The 15487-nt window shown below is 45.8% G+C and carries 14 protein-coding genes; 11 read left to right on the top strand and 3 right to left on the bottom strand.

The features are described from left to right. Nucleotides 1-3 precede the first annotated feature (3 nt). Nucleotides 4-957, bottom strand: coding sequence for an AraC family transcriptional regulator (locus tag MKY63_RS05110; protein WP_052096809.1), 954 nt, complete (start codon nucleotides 955-957; stop codon nucleotides 4-6). 346 nt (nucleotides 958-1303) lie between these two features. Here MKY63_RS05110 and MKY63_RS05115 point away from each other — a divergent pair, with 346 nt between their 5' ends. From MKY63_RS05115 to MKY63_RS05135, 5 genes are all read left to right on the top strand, one after another. After that, entirely contained in the window at nucleotides 1304-2308 is a 1005-nt protein-coding gene (locus tag MKY63_RS05115; protein ID WP_036680403.1) for a substrate-binding domain-containing protein, read from the top strand. A 155-nt stretch (nucleotides 2309-2463) separates the two neighbouring features. Continuing rightward, nucleotides 2464-3729, top strand: a complete 1266-nt coding sequence (locus tag MKY63_RS05120) for an extracellular solute-binding protein (RefSeq protein ID WP_081383933.1) — start codon at nucleotides 2464-2466, stop codon at nucleotides 3727-3729. A 77-nt stretch (nucleotides 3730-3806) separates the two neighbouring features. Then, a complete protein-coding gene (locus MKY63_RS05125) occupies nucleotides 3807-4673 on the top strand; it encodes a sugar ABC transporter permease (protein WP_038568998.1) in 867 nt (288 codons plus the stop codon). Beyond that, nucleotides 4673-5491, top strand: a complete 819-nt coding sequence (locus MKY63_RS05130) for a carbohydrate ABC transporter permease (protein ID WP_038574152.1) — start codon at nucleotides 4673-4675, stop codon at nucleotides 5489-5491. The genes MKY63_RS05125 and MKY63_RS05130 overlap by 1 nt, the downstream gene beginning before the upstream one ends. A 34-nt stretch (nucleotides 5492-5525) precedes the next feature. Beyond that, entirely contained in the window at nucleotides 5526-7214 is a 1689-nt protein-coding gene (locus tag MKY63_RS05135) for an alpha-glucosidase (RefSeq protein WP_076273327.1), read from the top strand. A gap of 47 nt (nucleotides 7215-7261) precedes the next feature. On the opposite strand, the gene MKY63_RS05140 is transcribed toward MKY63_RS05135, so the two are convergent. Both MKY63_RS05140 and MKY63_RS05145 read right to left on the bottom strand, forming a co-directional pair. Next, entirely contained in the window at nucleotides 7262-7792 is a 531-nt protein-coding gene (locus MKY63_RS05140) for an NUDIX domain-containing protein (protein WP_076104689.1), read from the bottom strand. Nucleotides 7793-7828: 36 nt separating this feature from the next. Then, nucleotides 7829-9304, bottom strand: coding sequence for an amidase family protein (locus MKY63_RS05145; protein WP_339811824.1), 1476 nt, complete (start codon nucleotides 9302-9304; stop codon nucleotides 7829-7831). A gap of 169 nt (nucleotides 9305-9473) precedes the next feature. Here MKY63_RS05145 and MKY63_RS05150 point away from each other — a divergent pair, with 169 nt between their 5' ends. The 6 genes from MKY63_RS05150 (at nucleotide 9474) to MKY63_RS05175 (ending at nucleotide 15484) form a co-directional block, all read left to right on the top strand. Next, entirely contained in the window at nucleotides 9474-10319 is an 846-nt protein-coding gene (locus MKY63_RS05150) for an STM4015 family protein (RefSeq protein ID WP_076296819.1), read from the top strand. Beyond that, nucleotides 10255-11616 carry an STM4014 family protein gene (locus tag MKY63_RS05155; protein WP_339811826.1) on the top strand — a complete coding sequence of 454 codons (1362 nt, stop codon included), beginning with the start codon at nucleotides 10255-10257 and terminating at the stop codon, nucleotides 11614-11616. The genes MKY63_RS05150 and MKY63_RS05155 overlap by 65 nt, the downstream gene beginning before the upstream one ends. After that, a complete protein-coding gene (locus MKY63_RS05160; protein ID WP_038568987.1) occupies nucleotides 11616-12398 on the top strand; it encodes an STM4013/SEN3800 family hydrolase in 783 nt (260 codons plus the stop codon). Before MKY63_RS05155 ends, MKY63_RS05160 begins: the two co-directional genes overlap by 1 nt. 32 nt (nucleotides 12399-12430) lie before the next feature. Beyond that, nucleotides 12431-13780 carry an STM4012 family radical SAM protein gene (locus MKY63_RS05165; RefSeq protein WP_339811830.1) on the top strand — a complete coding sequence of 450 codons (1350 nt, stop codon included), beginning with the start codon at nucleotides 12431-12433 and terminating at the stop codon, nucleotides 13778-13780. Continuing rightward, on the top strand, nucleotides 13777-14643 hold the full coding sequence (locus MKY63_RS05170) for an STM4011 family radical SAM protein (RefSeq protein ID WP_339811832.1): 867 nt from the start codon (nucleotides 13777-13779) through the stop codon (nucleotides 14641-14643). Before MKY63_RS05165 ends, MKY63_RS05170 begins: the two co-directional genes overlap by 4 nt. A 103-nt stretch (nucleotides 14644-14746) precedes the next feature. Next, complete coding sequence (locus MKY63_RS05175; RefSeq protein WP_076129570.1) at nucleotides 14747-15484, top strand: glycerophosphodiester phosphodiesterase; 738 nt, start codon at nucleotides 14747-14749, stop codon at nucleotides 15482-15484. Nucleotides 15485-15487: the final 3 nt, after the last annotated feature.

Here is a 15487-nt window from a genome sequence, read left to right on the forward strand (position 1 = left end):
GGTCTAACCTCCACTTATTCCTGTTTTGATATCTCTATCATACAAAGCTGAGGAAGGGCTTTCTTCCTGCAATCTTGCTGTATTATTCCCGAATATTGTCTTGTGGTATTTCAGCGGGGATATCCCCGTTGCTTCCTTGAAAAAATGATGGAAGGTCTTCACGCTGCCAAACCCGGCTGCTTCCGCCACGGCAGACATCGGCAGATCTTCATTGATCAAGATCCATTTGGCTTTGTTAAGCCGGTATTCATTTAAGAACGCGATAAAGGTCATGCCCGTGTTTTTCTTGAACAATTTGGTAAAATAATAAGGACTAAAACCCATATAATTAGCTACCTCATTCAGCGAAATAGCCTCCTGATAATGCTGCTCCACATAAATAAAAATCCGCTCTAGTCTCTCCAGTGTTTCTCTGGATTGATTCAGTGTATCTTCCGAGAACTTAGGCTGTTTCTTGATCGGACTCTTCGGCACCTCCCGTAAAATAACGGTCAGCAGTTCAAACAATCTAGCCTTGATTAGAAAAACATACCCTTCTCTTCGCTGTACATCTTCCTCGTAAATACTCTCAATCAGCCCTTTGACCTTCGCGGCAGTTGCCACGGGCCATCTTGAACTGGAATACTCCATAAGCGTAAAGACCTCACGAAGTGAGTAGTCATTACCGTTCAAAGCGGCTACTTCTTGGAACAAATTCAGGTCAAATTGAATCACTACCCGTTCACTCTCAGGTGAAGAGAGAAAATAATGCACATCCCCACCATTGATAAACTGAACCTCGCCCTGCTCCATGTGAATAGGGGTATCGTTAATTCCCAGATTCAGGCTTCCTTTGGTAACATAGATAATTTCAATTTCTTTATGCCAATGCGGATAACACAACGTATCACCATTGCAGAGTAAACTGCGGTAAGGAAAGTGCTTATCTACATCCGGAATCTCGAGATAAATATTCATAAATGCAACTCCTTATCCGAGTAAATCATTAAAACCAGGGCTTGCATGCCATATTTTAAAATTTTACGTAAGCGTTTACTCTCTAAATGTTAGACCTCCAATATTCTTTTGTCAATTCCGATATTTCTAAGTAAATTTTTGGTATATACATCGGTATCATTCCTATTAAAAAATTACTGCTCTTGCGTAGTTTTGATCATTTTTTTATTTTTTAAGTACAGTTGACAAAAGCGCCTACCAGCATTTATATTCGGGGTAAGCGTTTACGTTCTCTTCCTTCATAACTTACTCTCATCAGCGTAAGCGTTTAATTCAAGGATAACCGTAGTTTAAGGAGCTCATAGGAATGAACCCAACGATTAAAGATGTTGCACAGAAAGCGAACGTTTCCATTGCCACAGTCTCTCGCGTGCTAAACAATTTAAGTGGGTATTCGGACAAAACGAAACAAAAGGTAAATGAGGCGATCAAAGAAATTGGTTATCAACCCAATGCGATTGCCCGGGGTCTAATCAATAAGCGTACACAGACCATTGGTGTTATGTTCCCTAGTGTTTCTGGTGCCTTCTCTTCCGATCTGCTCAAAGGTATTGAAGAATTGGCCAATGACCGGAACTACAGTGTGATGGTATGCAATACCGATCAGGACGGTAAAAGAACGTTGAAGTATTTGCAGCTCCTGAGAGAGAAACAGGTTGATGGCATTATTTTTTCTAGTGAAGTCCTTAAGAAAGAATATTACGATGTGCTAGAAACCATGAGGATCCCCGTTGTACTGGTCTCTTCCCAAACAGAATTCGCCAAGGTCCCTTATGTGAAAGTAGATGATTATCGAGCAGCTTTTGACGCTATCCTCTACTTAATTTCAAAAGGTCACCGCAAAATAGCCATGATTAGTGGGAACCCTAGCGATCTTATCGCTGGTGCGCCAAGAGCAGAAGGTTACAAGCATGCGCTTGAAGCAAATGGCATTCCTTTTGACAGCCGCTATCTTGCTTACGGAGATTTTTTGTATGAGAGCGGAAGTATAGCTATGGAGACTCTTTTGGAGCAAGCGCCTGATGTGACTGCCGTTTTTGCTGCTAGTGATGAAATGGCGATTGGTGCCCTCTCCACCGTTATCAAAAATGGTCTAAGCGTGCCCGAGGATATCTCCATTATGGGATATGACGATCTTGGATTAGCCAAAATGGTTATTCCGCCTTTAACAACAGTACGCCAACCGCTGTACGATATTGGAAAGATCGCCGTGGAGAAGCTCATTCAGATGATTGAAACAGGCGAGTCTGTGAACAGCCAGATTGTCGATCACACAATTGTGGAAAGACAAACGGTAAGATCGCTTACCTAAGTCTTTTTATCAATATTACGTAAACGTTTACTGTTTCTTTTATGGCATACCCGTCGCTTAGAAGAACATGAATATCATTTAAATTTGCAATCAACGTAAACGTTTACTCTTACCAAATTCACCATAATACCAACACATTATTAGGAGGATTTATCATGAAAAAAACAATTAAACCCGTAATGGTTAGTCTACTGGCTATGTCCGTGCTTAGCGCCTGCGGTAGCAATAGTGGTAACAATGCGGCTGACAACACATCTAGCGGCGGGAACTCCTCCGGTGACAAGGTGAAAATCGAGTTTTTCCAAAATAAGACCGAAGCCAAAGCCACCTTCGACAAGCTGGTTGCGAAATTTAATGAAGCCAATCCGAACATCGTAGTCACTCAAGTGAACCCACCGGATGCCGAAACCGTGCTGAAGACTCGTGCAGCTAAAAAAGACATCCCTGACGTAGTGGGTATCGGAGCCACTGACACCTACAAAACATTATCCGGAAGTGGTCTGTTTGAAGACTTCTCCAGTGATCCACTTGCTGAAAATATCCAGCCTGCTTATGTTCAAATGCTGAAAGACCTGACGGGTTCGAGCGAGCTGAATGGTCTTCCATTCTCTTCGAACGCAAGTGGTGTCATTTACAATAAAGCGATGTTCACTGAAGCCGGCGTTACCGTGCCAACCACTTGGGATGAGTTCATTGCCGTCGCTCAAAAGTTCAAGGACAGCGGTAAAAATGCTTTTTACCTGACCCTTAAGGATTCCTGGACAACCCTTACGCCGTTCAACTCCCTCTCTACAATCATTAAAGGCAATGATTTCTTCAAGCAACGTACTGAAGGTACTGTGACTTTCGCAGACAGCTTCAACGAAATTGCTGAAAAGCTGCTTAAGCTGACGGAGTTCGGTCAGAAAGATATTTTTGGAAAAGGCTACAATGACGGCAACACAGCTTTCGCAAAAGGTGAATCTGCAATGTATCTGCAAGGGGTATGGGCGATCCCAGAAATCGTGAAGGCTAATCCATCCATTGAGCTTGGTGTATTCCCTTTCCCAGCGACAAATGATGCTGCTAACAATAAGGTCATTTCTGGCGTAGACACATTGTTGACTATCTCTAAGAGCACTAAACATAAAGAAGAAGCTAAAAAATTCGTGGAATTCCTGCTCCAGCCTGAGAATGTTAGCCTCTACATTAACGAGCAAAAAGCATTCCCAGCTGTGCAAGGTGTAACACAAGATGATCCGACAATGGACGGCTTCAAAGCAGCATTTACCTCAGGTAACTTGGCCGACTTTGCGGACCACTACATCCCAAGTGCCATGAAAGTGGATACCATCAATCAAGCCTTCCTGCAAAAGAAAGATGTTGATGCGTACCTGAAACAGCTTGATAAAGAATGGGATAAGGTAGCTGACCGGAAATAACGAGACCTGACAAATAAGAGCCGAGAAAGAGAACGGGACTCCCCCTTCTCTTTCTCTTTTCCAAGGAGGATTACATGATGGCCAAACGCCGAGTCGCCTTTTATCTAATGACTATACCGGCATTGCTTCTTTTCTTTGCCTTTCACACCTTTCCTGCACTGCAGGGTATTTACTATTCGTTCACTAACTGGGACGGCTTCAGTGACAGCTTTGATTACGTAGGATTTAAGAACTTCATTAACATTTTTCAAGACGAAAATGTGCTGAATTCATATGTGTTCACTTTTAAATATGCCATCTTAACAACTATTCTCATCAACATCATTAGTTTGTTGATTGCGCTTGGACTTAACGCCAAGATTAAAGCCAAAAACTTTTTCCGCGGTGTATATTTCCTGCCTAATATCCTCAGCGTGCTGATTGTCGGCTTTATTTTCAACTATTTGTTCGCAAATGTATTCCCTATCTGGGGCGAGAAGCTTGGCAGCGAATTCCTTTCGCAGAACATTCTCGGCAACTCCGATTGGGCCTGGATCGGTATCGTCATTGTAGCCGTCTGGCAGGGAATTGCTTATAACACGATTCTCTATCTGGCAGGTCTACAGACGATTCCGCAAGATCTTTACGAAGCCTCCAATCTGGACGGCGCTAGCCGCTGGAGAGAATTCTGGAGCATTACTTTTCCAATGCTTGCTTCCTTCTTCACGATCAACATGGTGCTGGCGATGAAGGGCGGCTTAATGGTATTCGACCAAATCGTAGCCTTGACAGGTGGGGGACCTGGACGTTCAACACAATCCATTGCCCACTTAATCTATACAGGCGGCTTCCAAGGCGGAGAATTTGCCTATCAATCGGCGAACGCCGTGATTTATTTTATCGTGATCGTTGTGATCTCCGCCCTTCAGCTTAAATTTCTGCAGAAACGGGAGATGGACTTATGATCAAAAAATCAAGCAACTGGCCTGCAACGATTCTTATCGCGCTAGGCTCACTACTGATCCTTTTTCCGCTGTACATGACTATTGCTATCGCGTTAAAGAATCCCGAGGAAATGGCTCAATCCATCTTTTCACTGCCGACTGGCCTGCATTTTGAGAATTTCGCCAATGCCATTAAGGCAACTAATTTCTTCAACGCCTTGGGAAATAGCGCCACGATCACAATAACTTCAGTAGTGTTCATCTTGCTTACCAACTCCATGGTAGCCTACGCGATTGCCCGTAATATGAACCGAAAATTCTTCAAAGCGCTCTACTTTTATTTTATCAGCGCAATGTTTATTCCTTTCCAGATTATTATGCTGCCTGTGGTCAAAGTGACAACGGATCTGCATATGAACAACATTCTGGGTCTTATTATTCTATACATTGTTTATGGCTTGGCTTTTAACGTGTTTGTATACACTGGCTATATCCGCTCTATTCCTTATGAGCTAGAGGAAGCTGCCACAGTAGATGGTGCAACGACATTCGGAACGTTCTGGAAGATTATTTTCCCACTTCTTGCTCCGGTCAGTGCAACAATTGGTATCCTCTCTTGTCTGTCGACTTGGAACGACTTTATGCTGCCGTTGATTCTGCTCGGTGATCAGGATTCATACACACTTCCGCTTGTACAGTATGTCTTCCAAGGTCAATTCAGCACAGATTTCAACTTAGCCTTTGCTTCGTATCTGCTCGCTTTATCCCCGATGCTCGTGGTCTATTTGTTCGCGCAAAAATGGATTATAAGTGGACTAACATCAGGGTCCATTAAATAACTAAGATTTATATAGAGAGATAGGAGAGTTATACATGGATAAGAAATGGTGGAAAGAAAGCGTAGTTTATCAAATCTACCCACGCAGCTTCAAAGACAGTAACGGGGACGGCATCGGTGATCTGCAGGGCATTATCTCGAAACTCGATTATTTAAATCAGCTTGGCGTCGACGTAGTCTGGTTATGCCCGGTATACGAGTCGCCAAACGACGATAACGGCTATGATATCAGTAACTATCAAAGTATTATGGATGATTTCGGAACACTCTCTGATTGGGAGGTACTGCTAGCTGGACTTCATAGCCGCGGCATGAAGCTGATTATGGATCTCGTGGTCAACCACTCCTCTGATGAGCACGCTTGGTTCGTGGAGTCCCGCAAATCGCAGGATAATCCTTATCGTGATTATTATATCTGGCGGCCGGGCCAGGACGGACAGACGCCTAACGACTGGGGCTCCTTCTTCAGCGGTTCGGCTTGGGAATTCGATGAGAAGTCGGAGGAATATTACCTCCATCTCTTCTCGAGAAAGCAACCCGACCTGAATTGGGATAATCCTAAGCTGCGCCAGGAAGTCTACGATATGATGACCTGGTGGCTGGATAAGGGTATTGACGGATTCCGCATGGATGTAATCAACTTGATTTCCAAAGTACCAGAATTACCTAGCGTTGCCCCAGAAAATAACGGAGAACAGCCTACGTACCACTTCGGAGGAGACTATTTCGTTAACGGACCACGCGTACATGAGTATATGCAGGAAATGAACCGTGAGGTCCTGTCCAAGTACGATATCATGACAGTGGGCGAAGCCGTTAATGTCACTCCAGAAGAAGCTTCACTGTATGTTTCCGAGGATCGCAACGAGCTTAACATGGTATTCCATTTCGAGCTCATGGACGTCGATTCCGGACCTGGAGGCAAATGGAATGTGCAGCCTTGGAAGCTGGCGGACATCAAGTCCATCATTTCCAAATGGCAAGTCGCGCTGGACGGTAAAGGTTGGAACAGTCTGTATATGAACAACCACGATCAGCCGCGTATGTTATCCCGCTTCGGAGATGATAAGTTATATCCGAAAGAGTCTGCCAAGATGCTCGCAACACTGCTGCACACGCTCCAAGGCACACCTTACATCTATCAAGGCGAAGAAATCGGCATGACGAATGTACAGTTTGATTCCATCAACGATTACAAAGATATTGAAATCTTGAATATGTATAAAGAATACTTGGCTGCCGGACATTCGGAAGAAGCTATCATGAACTCCATTTACATTAAAGGCCGGGACAATGGCCGTACGCCAATGCAATGGAACGCCGAGCCGCAGGCAGGCTTCACGACGGGCTCTCCTTGGCTAGCCGTAAATCCTAATTACAAGGAAATTAATGTGGAGCAGGCGCTGGCTGATCCTGATTCTATTTTTTACTATTATAAGAGACTTATTGAGCTACGCAAGCAGCATGAAATTATCGTATATGGTAGCTATACGATATTGGCTGAAGAGAACGAGCAAATCTATGCTTATCTGCGTACTCTTGGAGAAGAACAGCTACTGGTTGTATTGAATTTCTTCGGAGAGCCTGCGACCTTCGAGCTTCCTCCCACTGTGAAATTTCAAACGAAGGAACTGCTTATTGCCAACTACGAGGTAAATCCAGAAGAAGAACTAAATACAATTCAGCTTCGCCCTTATGAAGCTCGTGTGTATAAGCTTAAATAATTACCCCCTTGCATGGAAACAACAAAAAGGAGCCTCATGGCTCCTTTTTACTTTCCTCCAACAGCTACCGGATTGACCTGTACCTGTCCCGCGTTCAATTTCTCAATAATCGCCAGTAAGAAGGTTTCGGCTAGGCTGTTCTTTTTAATCGCTCTGGCGGCTTCTTCCAAGGTAAACCATTCAGCATGATCAACCTCAGTACTCACCTGGCTCAAGTCCTCCGAATCTGCAACACCTATAAAATTCAGCATTAGCGTATTGGATGGTGCGAAGTACAAGCTGCGCATATATTCATAAGCGACAATATCAAGTCCTACCTCTTCTTTTACCTCACGTACGAGAGTCGTTTCCGCATCTTCACCTTTGTTCACGTATCCTGCGAGTAATATGTAGTCTGGTCGATTATATTGCTGAATTAATAAAATCTTGTTTTTCTCCCTGTTTAATACTGCTGTACTAATCGCCGTGCTGAAAATAGGGAATCGGAACATTTCACATGCATTACAATAAGGTACCTGCCCTTCCCCATCGGCTTCTTTCATTACTAACGCAGTCCCACATTCCAGGCAATACTTCAAACTGATCGCTTCCTTCTATTCTAAGTTAGCCTAATTCTACTCCAATTGAGGAGGAATCCGGTGATACGTAGCTTGTTCAAACCCGTATGCTAAGGCTATGAGCGTAGGCTCGCTATAAGCTTTTCCGGAAAAAACAACACCAAAAGGCCCCCTGGTCGAATCCCCATCCGCATCAATAATGCCTTGAGATACATATCCCGCCGGAACGGTAACTAATGGATAACCTAAGCGTGCGGCAATATACATGCCATCTACATCACCAGGCAGCAATAACGCGTCTAACCTATATTGTTCCAACACATAATCTATTCCTTGCTCAAGCGCTAATTCCTTGTATTCTTGTCTCTTCTCTTCATAGGCCTCTTCAGTTAATGTTACTTCTTGTGATCTTGTCAGGGTGTCTTGCCCATATTGCAAGGCAATCTCAGCATGTCTTTCATTATAGGCTATCAATTCCTGCAAAGAGTGAATCGGAACGGAATCATCTACTTGTGCTAAATACTGGTTGAGCCCTTTTTTAAATTCATAACAAATCACATCATTATTCCAATTCTGTTGTTCAACATGTACTGTGACAGGATCTACAATGGTAGCCCCTTCATTCTTCAAGGTCAAGATAGCTGCTTCCATAATTGCAAGCCTCTCAGCGTCTAAATGCTTATAATAATGCCGTGGAATACCTATTCTTGCTTGTTGTATAAAGCTTTTATCTAAACTTGAAGTATAGTCTGTATTAGCGTATTTTTCGCTTGAAAATGTTGCTGAATCGTTGGCGTCCACTCCGGTTAATGCCCCTAAAATAATTGCCGCATCTGTAACCGTTCTAGCAATAGGCCCAGGGGTATCCTGGCTTACTGAAATGGGAATGACTCCAGTACGGCTGACTAATCCCACCGTAGGTTTGATTCCGACAAGAGCATGTTGGCTGGCTGGACCGACAATAGATCCTGCGGTTTCCGTTCCGATCGCTGCTGCTGCCAGATTCGCTGCTACGGCTGCCGCAGGCCCAGAGCTGGAACCACTGACAAATACCGTCCCAGGTCCATACGGATTCAGTACAAGCCCTCCCCGCGAGCTATATCCCGCAGGCATTGTACTAGACATAAAATTAGACCATTCCGACATATTCGCCTTTCCAAGTAAAATAGCCCCCGCCAATCGAAGCTTGGCCGCTACAAATGAATCTTTTGCCGCAATTGATCCAGCTAAAGCTACAGAACCGGCACTTGTATGCATCTTATCCGCGGTGTCTATATTATCCTTCAATACAATAGGAATACCGTGCAGGCTCCCCCGGCTCCCTTTTTCCGCTCGTTCTTTATCGAGTGCTCGCGCGATTTGTATAACCTCTGGATTTATTTCTAAAATAGAGTTTATGTCTATATCGTATTTATGGATCCGCTCCAAATACACTTGAACTATATCCTCTGAGTTGATTAAACCTGCTTCCAGAGCCTCTTGCATTTTAATTATATCCGTCTCAATAATCCATTCCTGAAGTTTATTCTTCATACGAATAACTCCTTCCAAAAAAATAAAAATGCCTCTAGTATAAACCTACCACAAAATTTCACCTCAATAATATGGAGAGTTTAACTATAGTTATATTCAGCTATTTGACTCCCTCGGCTACAGATGATAGGGTATTTTCGAAGTTAAATTTTTCCGGGAGGGAACACCCATGACGGAAGTAAAGCTTAGCATCGGATACGACGAATTCGAAGAAGGTCAAAGAATTGGCAAAGCAATTGAGAAGTTAAGCAGCAGCGCTGAAAGTGCGTCACTAACCAGCCTAATTATTGGTGATTGGGGGCAAGCCTACGAGAATAGCTCCGATGAGGTTGTGGATGCGCTGGTTACGCATAGTGCAAGCTTCCCTGCTTTACGCAAGCTTTTTATTGGTGAGATGGGTTATGAGGAGTGCGAGATTTCTTGGATTACCCAAAGCGATCTATCACCGCTGTTGCCTGCTTTTCCAGAATTACAATCACTCACCATTCAAGGTGGAAATGAGCTAAGCCTCTCAGAGCTAAAGCATGACAAGTTAGAAAAGCTAATTATTATTACTGGTGGCTTGAGTAAAACCGTGCTTGAAAATATTGCAGCCAGCCAATTGCCGAATTTGCGTAAGCTGGAACTATATCTTGGCGTAGATAACTACGGCTTTGACGGAAGCCTCGCAGATATTCTACCTCTTTTAGAAGTAGGAAAGTTCCCTAAACTTACCTATCTGGGATTAAAAAATAGCGAAATACAAGATGAAATCGCCGGTGCAGTAGCAAATGCTCCAATTCTGGATCAGTTGGATACGCTAGATCTATCTCTGGGTACCCTCAGCGACGAAGGTGCTGAATTGCTTCTTGCCAGCGAGAGAATTAAAGGACTAAAAGCATTGAATCTAAGCCACCATTTTATGTCGGATGAGATGATCAGCCGCTGGCAGCAGAGTGGATTGCCTGTCGATGTCAGCGACAAACAGGAAAGCGATGATGAGGAAGACTGGCGTTATCCTTCCATCACAGAGTGACCCCCCTATGCGGCCGATGATCGTTATCGGTATTCCTGGGGATAAACGGACTAGCGGCATTCAGCAAGCGCGTTCCGATCTCGGAATGCCACCCGCCATCATTTTATCGTACGCTGAATTTCTGCAAGGTCAATCGTTAGGTGATCTGCTGGAAGTGCAGAAGCAGCAGTTATCCAGCCAGCCGGCTGTTTATAACGGAATAGATCTCAGTGCGGCTCCCCCGCTGCTGAGATTGGAATCGCCTGGAAGCAGCTTTGAAGTAGAACGTGCCTTAATCGCTCTTGGCGCACCTGATGCCGTTGATGTTGACGATTCGCTGCATCCCTACGCTGAAAGACCTGATCCGCGCCCACTCCGTGTGAAGGTAGCTCATCAATTGAAGGAGATGCAGGGTGTCCTGCATCATCCTTCGCAATGGTTCCGCGGTTATTGCCGCATGCTGGCTAGACTACAGCGCGAAGCCAAAGAGGTTTGTCCAGGTTCGCTATGGTTAAATGACCCCGCTGACATTGCGGCCATGACCGATAAACGGCGGGCACAACAGATTCTGAGTGAGGCAGGCATCACTATTCCTCGTCCATTAGGCGAGGAACAGCAGCCTACGGACTATGCCTCTCTCCGTGAGATGATGATCTCCCGGCGAATGCACCGGGTATTCATCAAGCTAGCCTTCGGCTCTGCCGCTTCCGGGGTGATCGCCTATCAGCTCCATCCCGTTACAGGTGCCGAAGTTGCCTTAACTACAGTGGGGGTCGAGAATTATATCACCCGACCACCCATTTACTATAATTCCGGTAAACTGCGGCGGTACACAGATACCGCCACGATCTCCGGCATTATTAACTGGATTTATCGACATGGTGGTTATGCCGAGCAATGGATCCCTAAGATCGGCCATAACGGCAAAGCCTTCGATATCCGCCAGCTCGTGGTTCTCCGCGAGGCCTGTCATGCAATTGCTCGTGTAAGTTCCACCCCAATTACGAATCTGCATTTACGCAGCCAGCGGATGTCTCCTTCAGAAGCCGGTTTATCAGAATTCATACAGGAGCAGGTACGAAATACCGCGTTGCAAGCGCTGGCGGCATTTCCCCGTTCTGGAGTTGCCGGGATAGACGTGCTGATATCTGGAGGATCGCAGCAGTGTTTTGTCGCCGATGTTAATCCTTTTGGCGATTTGCTGTACGATGTGAAATACCGTGGCTGTAGCACCTACGAATGGGAAATGAAGGTATTGACCGCCAGAGACTATATTACTCATCCCTCAACACCGCTTATAAAGGAAGGATCCTCTTAATGGATATGAACACTATCGTTGGCACCCATGACATTCTAATGATCACGCTTGATACCCTTCGATACGATGCAGCTACTATGGAGGAAGCGAACTGCCCGAACCTGTGCGGAACGGGACCCTGGGAGAAAAGACATACTCCCGGCAGCTTTACTTATGCGGCCCATCACGCTTTTTTCGGCGGCTTCTTGCCAACTCCAGCCACAACGGATAAAACCGAGCATATCCGCATGTTCCATTCCCGAAACACCGGAATGAAGACGCATCCCCATACATGGCTGTTCGATACGCCGGATATCGTGTCAGGACTTGCTGCTGAGGGCTATCGTACGGTTTGTATTGGAGGTGTTATTTTTTTCACCAAAAAAAATCCACTCGCTCGTGTGTTGCCAAGCTATTTCCAGCAAAGCTACTGGCGGATGACCTTCGGTGTGACCAATCCGCGTTCCACAGAGCATCAGGTGAACCATGCCTTGAAGCTGCTAAAGGATACTCCTAGCGAGCAAAGATTGTTTATGTTCCTCAACGTCTCTGCCATTCACGGACCAAATCATTATTTTGTACCTGGTGCTAAAAAAGACTCCGTAGACAGCCAGCGCGCCGCTCTTCGTTATGTGGACGGTGAACTGGGCCGGTTGTTCGATGCGTTCCGGGAACGCGGCAATCCGGTCTTCTGCCTGGCTTTTTCAGATCATGGAACCGCTTATGGGGAAGATGGCTATCAGGGGCATCGCCTAGCCCACGAGACGGTATGGAACGTCCCTTATCGGGAATTTATTTTATAATATTTATACCAAGGAAAGGATGGAGAACTGATATGACGTTATCGTCCTTCTCTTTAGAAGAGCTTCACAAGTGGAAAGACAGCATTACTGCTCACCCTTACCGTTCTTATCTGTATTCCTATCCACACAAAACGGCTTACAGGGATTTGCAGCCTCCGATGCCGCTAGAAACACTCTGGCGTGATGAGCCTGCGGAATCTTTCTTTCTATATATGCATATTCCGTTTTGTGGCGCACGCTGCGGATTCTGCAACCTATTTACCCTGCCTGATAAACGCGCAAATGTTCATGCCACATACGTGGATGCACTGGAACGCCAAGCAAAGCAATGGGCGGAATTCACCAGACATAAACCTTATGCCCGTTTTGCGATCGGTGGTGGAACTCCCACCCTGCTGGCAGCAGATCAGCTCCGCCGCTTGTTCCACATTGCCGTTGATACGATGGGACTGGATACAAATACAGCCTCCATCTCAGTGGAAACTTCACCGGAGACGATTACCGAAGAGAAGCTGAATATTCTAAAAGAGTATACGGTGGATCGGGTCAGCATGGGCATCCAAAGTTTTGTCGCTGCTGAATCGGCGGCCATCTATCGCCCACAAAATCCGGATGAGGTGTATCGGGCACTAGAGCTGCTGGGGAAATATGATTTTCCCATACTAAATTTAGATCTGATCTACGGGCTTCCGGGGCAGACGGTCGACTCTTGGCTATATTCGCTCAATCAAGCGATCAGCTTTGAGCCAGAGGAAATTTTCATCTATCCGCTCTACACCCGAGAGCATACGATTGTGAAGCCTGGTGATATCCAGCGTCAGGACGATATTCGCCTAGATTGCTACAAAGCCGCTGGGCAGCTGCTTAGAGCGAGAGGATATCGCCAATACTCCATGCGTCGTTTCGCCAAGGAAGACGCAGGAACAGCTAAACCCATTCTCGATTATAGTTGCCAAGAAGAAGGAATGGTCGGCTTGGGCTGCGGAGCCAGATCCTACACCCGCCATGTGCATTATGCTTCCCGCTATGGGGTAAGCCGTAAAGCAACCGAGAGCATTATTGCTGATTACGTTGCGACGGATCGTTACGATACTGCGGATTACGGAATTGTACTGAGTCTTGAAGAACAGAAACGCCGCTTTATTCTGAAGGCGATTCTACATAGCGAAGGGCTGAAGCTTGAAGATTACAGCCAGCGTTTCGATCAATTGCTCTGGAGCGATTATCCTGAGCTGTCCAACCTGCTTCATTCCGGTCTTGGGCAGGAGGAAGATGGCATCCTGCGCCTTACCACCGAAGGGATGGGTTACTCTGATTCGATTGGGGATTGGTTTATTTCTGGGGAGATCCGAGAGCAGATGGAAAGGTTCGTATTGCCATGAATGCGGTCCTCTACTACCGCGGCTCCCTCACGTCCTGCAACTATGATTGCCCCTATTGTCCTTTTGGCAAAACAAGAGACAGCGCAGCTACGCTCGCCAAGGACCGCCAGGGGCTGGAAGCCTTTGTAGCGTGGGTCTCTGAGCAAGGTGCGGCAGGTCATCGGCTTTCTATATTTTTTAATCCCTATGGCGAAGGGCTGATTCATCGCTGGTACAAAGAAGCAATGATTGCTCTCTCCAATATGGACCATGTAGAGAAGGTAGCGATTCAGACCAACCTATCTGCCAACCTGGATTTCATCTCTCAGCTGAATCGTAAAAAAGTGGCCTTTTGGGCCACCTACCACCCCGGACAAGTGCGGGAGGATAAATTCCTGGCGCAATGTTTGACTTTATATGAGAACGACGTTCCATTTAGTGTGGGAAGCGTTGGAATACGCAGCGCTTTTTCAGCGATAGCTTCACTTCGCTCTGCATTACCAGAGAACGTGTACTTATGGGTCAATGCTTACAAAGATAAACCGGAGTATTATACAGCTGAGGATTTTGCCTTCCTTAGCGAGATTGATCCACATTTTTCTGTGAATGCTATGGATTATGAAAGCCTTGGCCAAGCCTGCAATGCAGGTAAAGATGTTTTTTATGTACAGGGCGCTGGGCTTGTGAAACGCTGCTATAAGGACAGAGGGGTCATAGGCAATCTTTACCGTGATGGGCTCGAAGGTCTCTGTGCGGTTAGAAGCTGCCGAATGAAGGTATGCGATTGTTATATCGGTTATATTCATATGCCCGAGCTGAAGCTGCGGAGCATCTATGAGGATGGACTTTTGGAACGAATCCCTTATGGCGCTATGAACAACTGATTTTAAAATTCCAGACAGGGTTTCTTTACTCTCTGTGGAATATGACAAGTAGCCCCCATCTATAGGGGCATAGCAAACACTAAAGTTGGAGGGACAATAACTTATGAACAACATCATTAATTTTGCGCATCGTGGAGCGTCGGCAGTGTGTCCAGAAAATACTATGGCAGCATTTCGCAAAGGTCTTGAGCTGGGTGCAACCGGAATAGAAACTGATGTACAAATGACCAAGGATGGCGGCCTAGTCCTCATTCATGATGAAACTCTAAACCGCACGACAAGCGGAACCGGCTATGTGAAGGATCATACACTCGCAGAACTGCTGGAGGTGGACGCAGGCTCATGGTTCGGACCTGAATTCAAAGATGAGCGCCTTCCATTGCTGGAAGATTTATTAGATCTGCTGCAAGGTAGAGATACCATACTAAATATCGAGCTTAAAAATGGCACTTTTTTATATCCGGGCATGGAGGAAAAAGTGATCGCGGCCGTACGGGATTTCAAGATGAGCGATCGCGTCATTTTTTCGAGCTTCAACCATTATTCACTAGCTTACTGTCAGTCGCTGGCACCGGAGATCAGAACAGGAATTCTGTACGGGGAAGGCCTGTATCGTCCTTGGGATTATGCAGCTACACTTGGAGCGACTGCGTTGCATGCGTATCATTTTGCGGTACTGCCTGAATTCGTCGAAGAAGCTGCAAAGCATGGCGTTGTCTACCATCCTTGGACCGTTAATGATCCCGAGCGGATGAAATATTTAATTGAAGCTGGTGTATCAGGCATTATTACCGATCATCCAGACCTACTCGCTGGACTTCTGGCTGACAAGGGAGTGTGATGG

This window comes from Paenibacillus sp. FSL R7-0189 (assembly GCF_037969925.1).
Lineage (GTDB): Bacteria > Bacillota > Bacilli > Paenibacillales > Paenibacillaceae > Paenibacillus_AQ > Paenibacillus_AQ odorifer.

Coding starts and splice junctions, on each gene's coding strand:
- MKY63_RS05110 (WP_052096809.1), bottom strand. CDS start 957: ATGAATATTTATCTCGAGATTCCGGATGTAGATAAGCACTTTCCTTAC.
- MKY63_RS05115 (WP_036680403.1), top strand. CDS start 1,304: ATGAACCCAACGATTAAAGATGTTGCACAGAAAGCGAACGTTTCCATT.
- MKY63_RS05120 (WP_081383933.1), top strand. CDS start 2,464: ATGAAAAAAACAATTAAACCCGTAATGGTTAGTCTACTGGCTATGTCC.
- MKY63_RS05125 (WP_038568998.1), top strand. CDS start 3,807: ATGGCCAAACGCCGAGTCGCCTTTTATCTAATGACTATACCGGCATTG.
- MKY63_RS05135 (WP_076273327.1), top strand. CDS start 5,526: ATGGATAAGAAATGGTGGAAAGAAAGCGTAGTTTATCAAATCTACCCA.
- MKY63_RS05145 (WP_339811824.1), bottom strand. CDS start 9,304: ATGAAGAATAAACTTCAGGAATGGATTATTGAGACGGATATAATTAAA.
- MKY63_RS05150 (WP_076296819.1), top strand. CDS start 9,474: ATGACGGAAGTAAAGCTTAGCATCGGATACGACGAATTCGAAGAAGGT.
- MKY63_RS05155 (WP_339811826.1), top strand. CDS start 10,255: ATGTCAGCGACAAACAGGAAAGCGATGATGAGGAAGACTGGCGTTATC.
- MKY63_RS05160 (WP_038568987.1), top strand. CDS start 11,616: ATGGATATGAACACTATCGTTGGCACCCATGACATTCTAATGATCACG.
- MKY63_RS05165 (WP_339811830.1), top strand. CDS start 12,431: ATGACGTTATCGTCCTTCTCTTTAGAAGAGCTTCACAAGTGGAAAGAC.
- MKY63_RS05170 (WP_339811832.1), top strand. CDS start 13,777: ATGAATGCGGTCCTCTACTACCGCGGCTCCCTCACGTCCTGCAACTAT.
- MKY63_RS05175 (WP_076129570.1), top strand. CDS start 14,747: ATGAACAACATCATTAATTTTGCGCATCGTGGAGCGTCGGCAGTGTGT.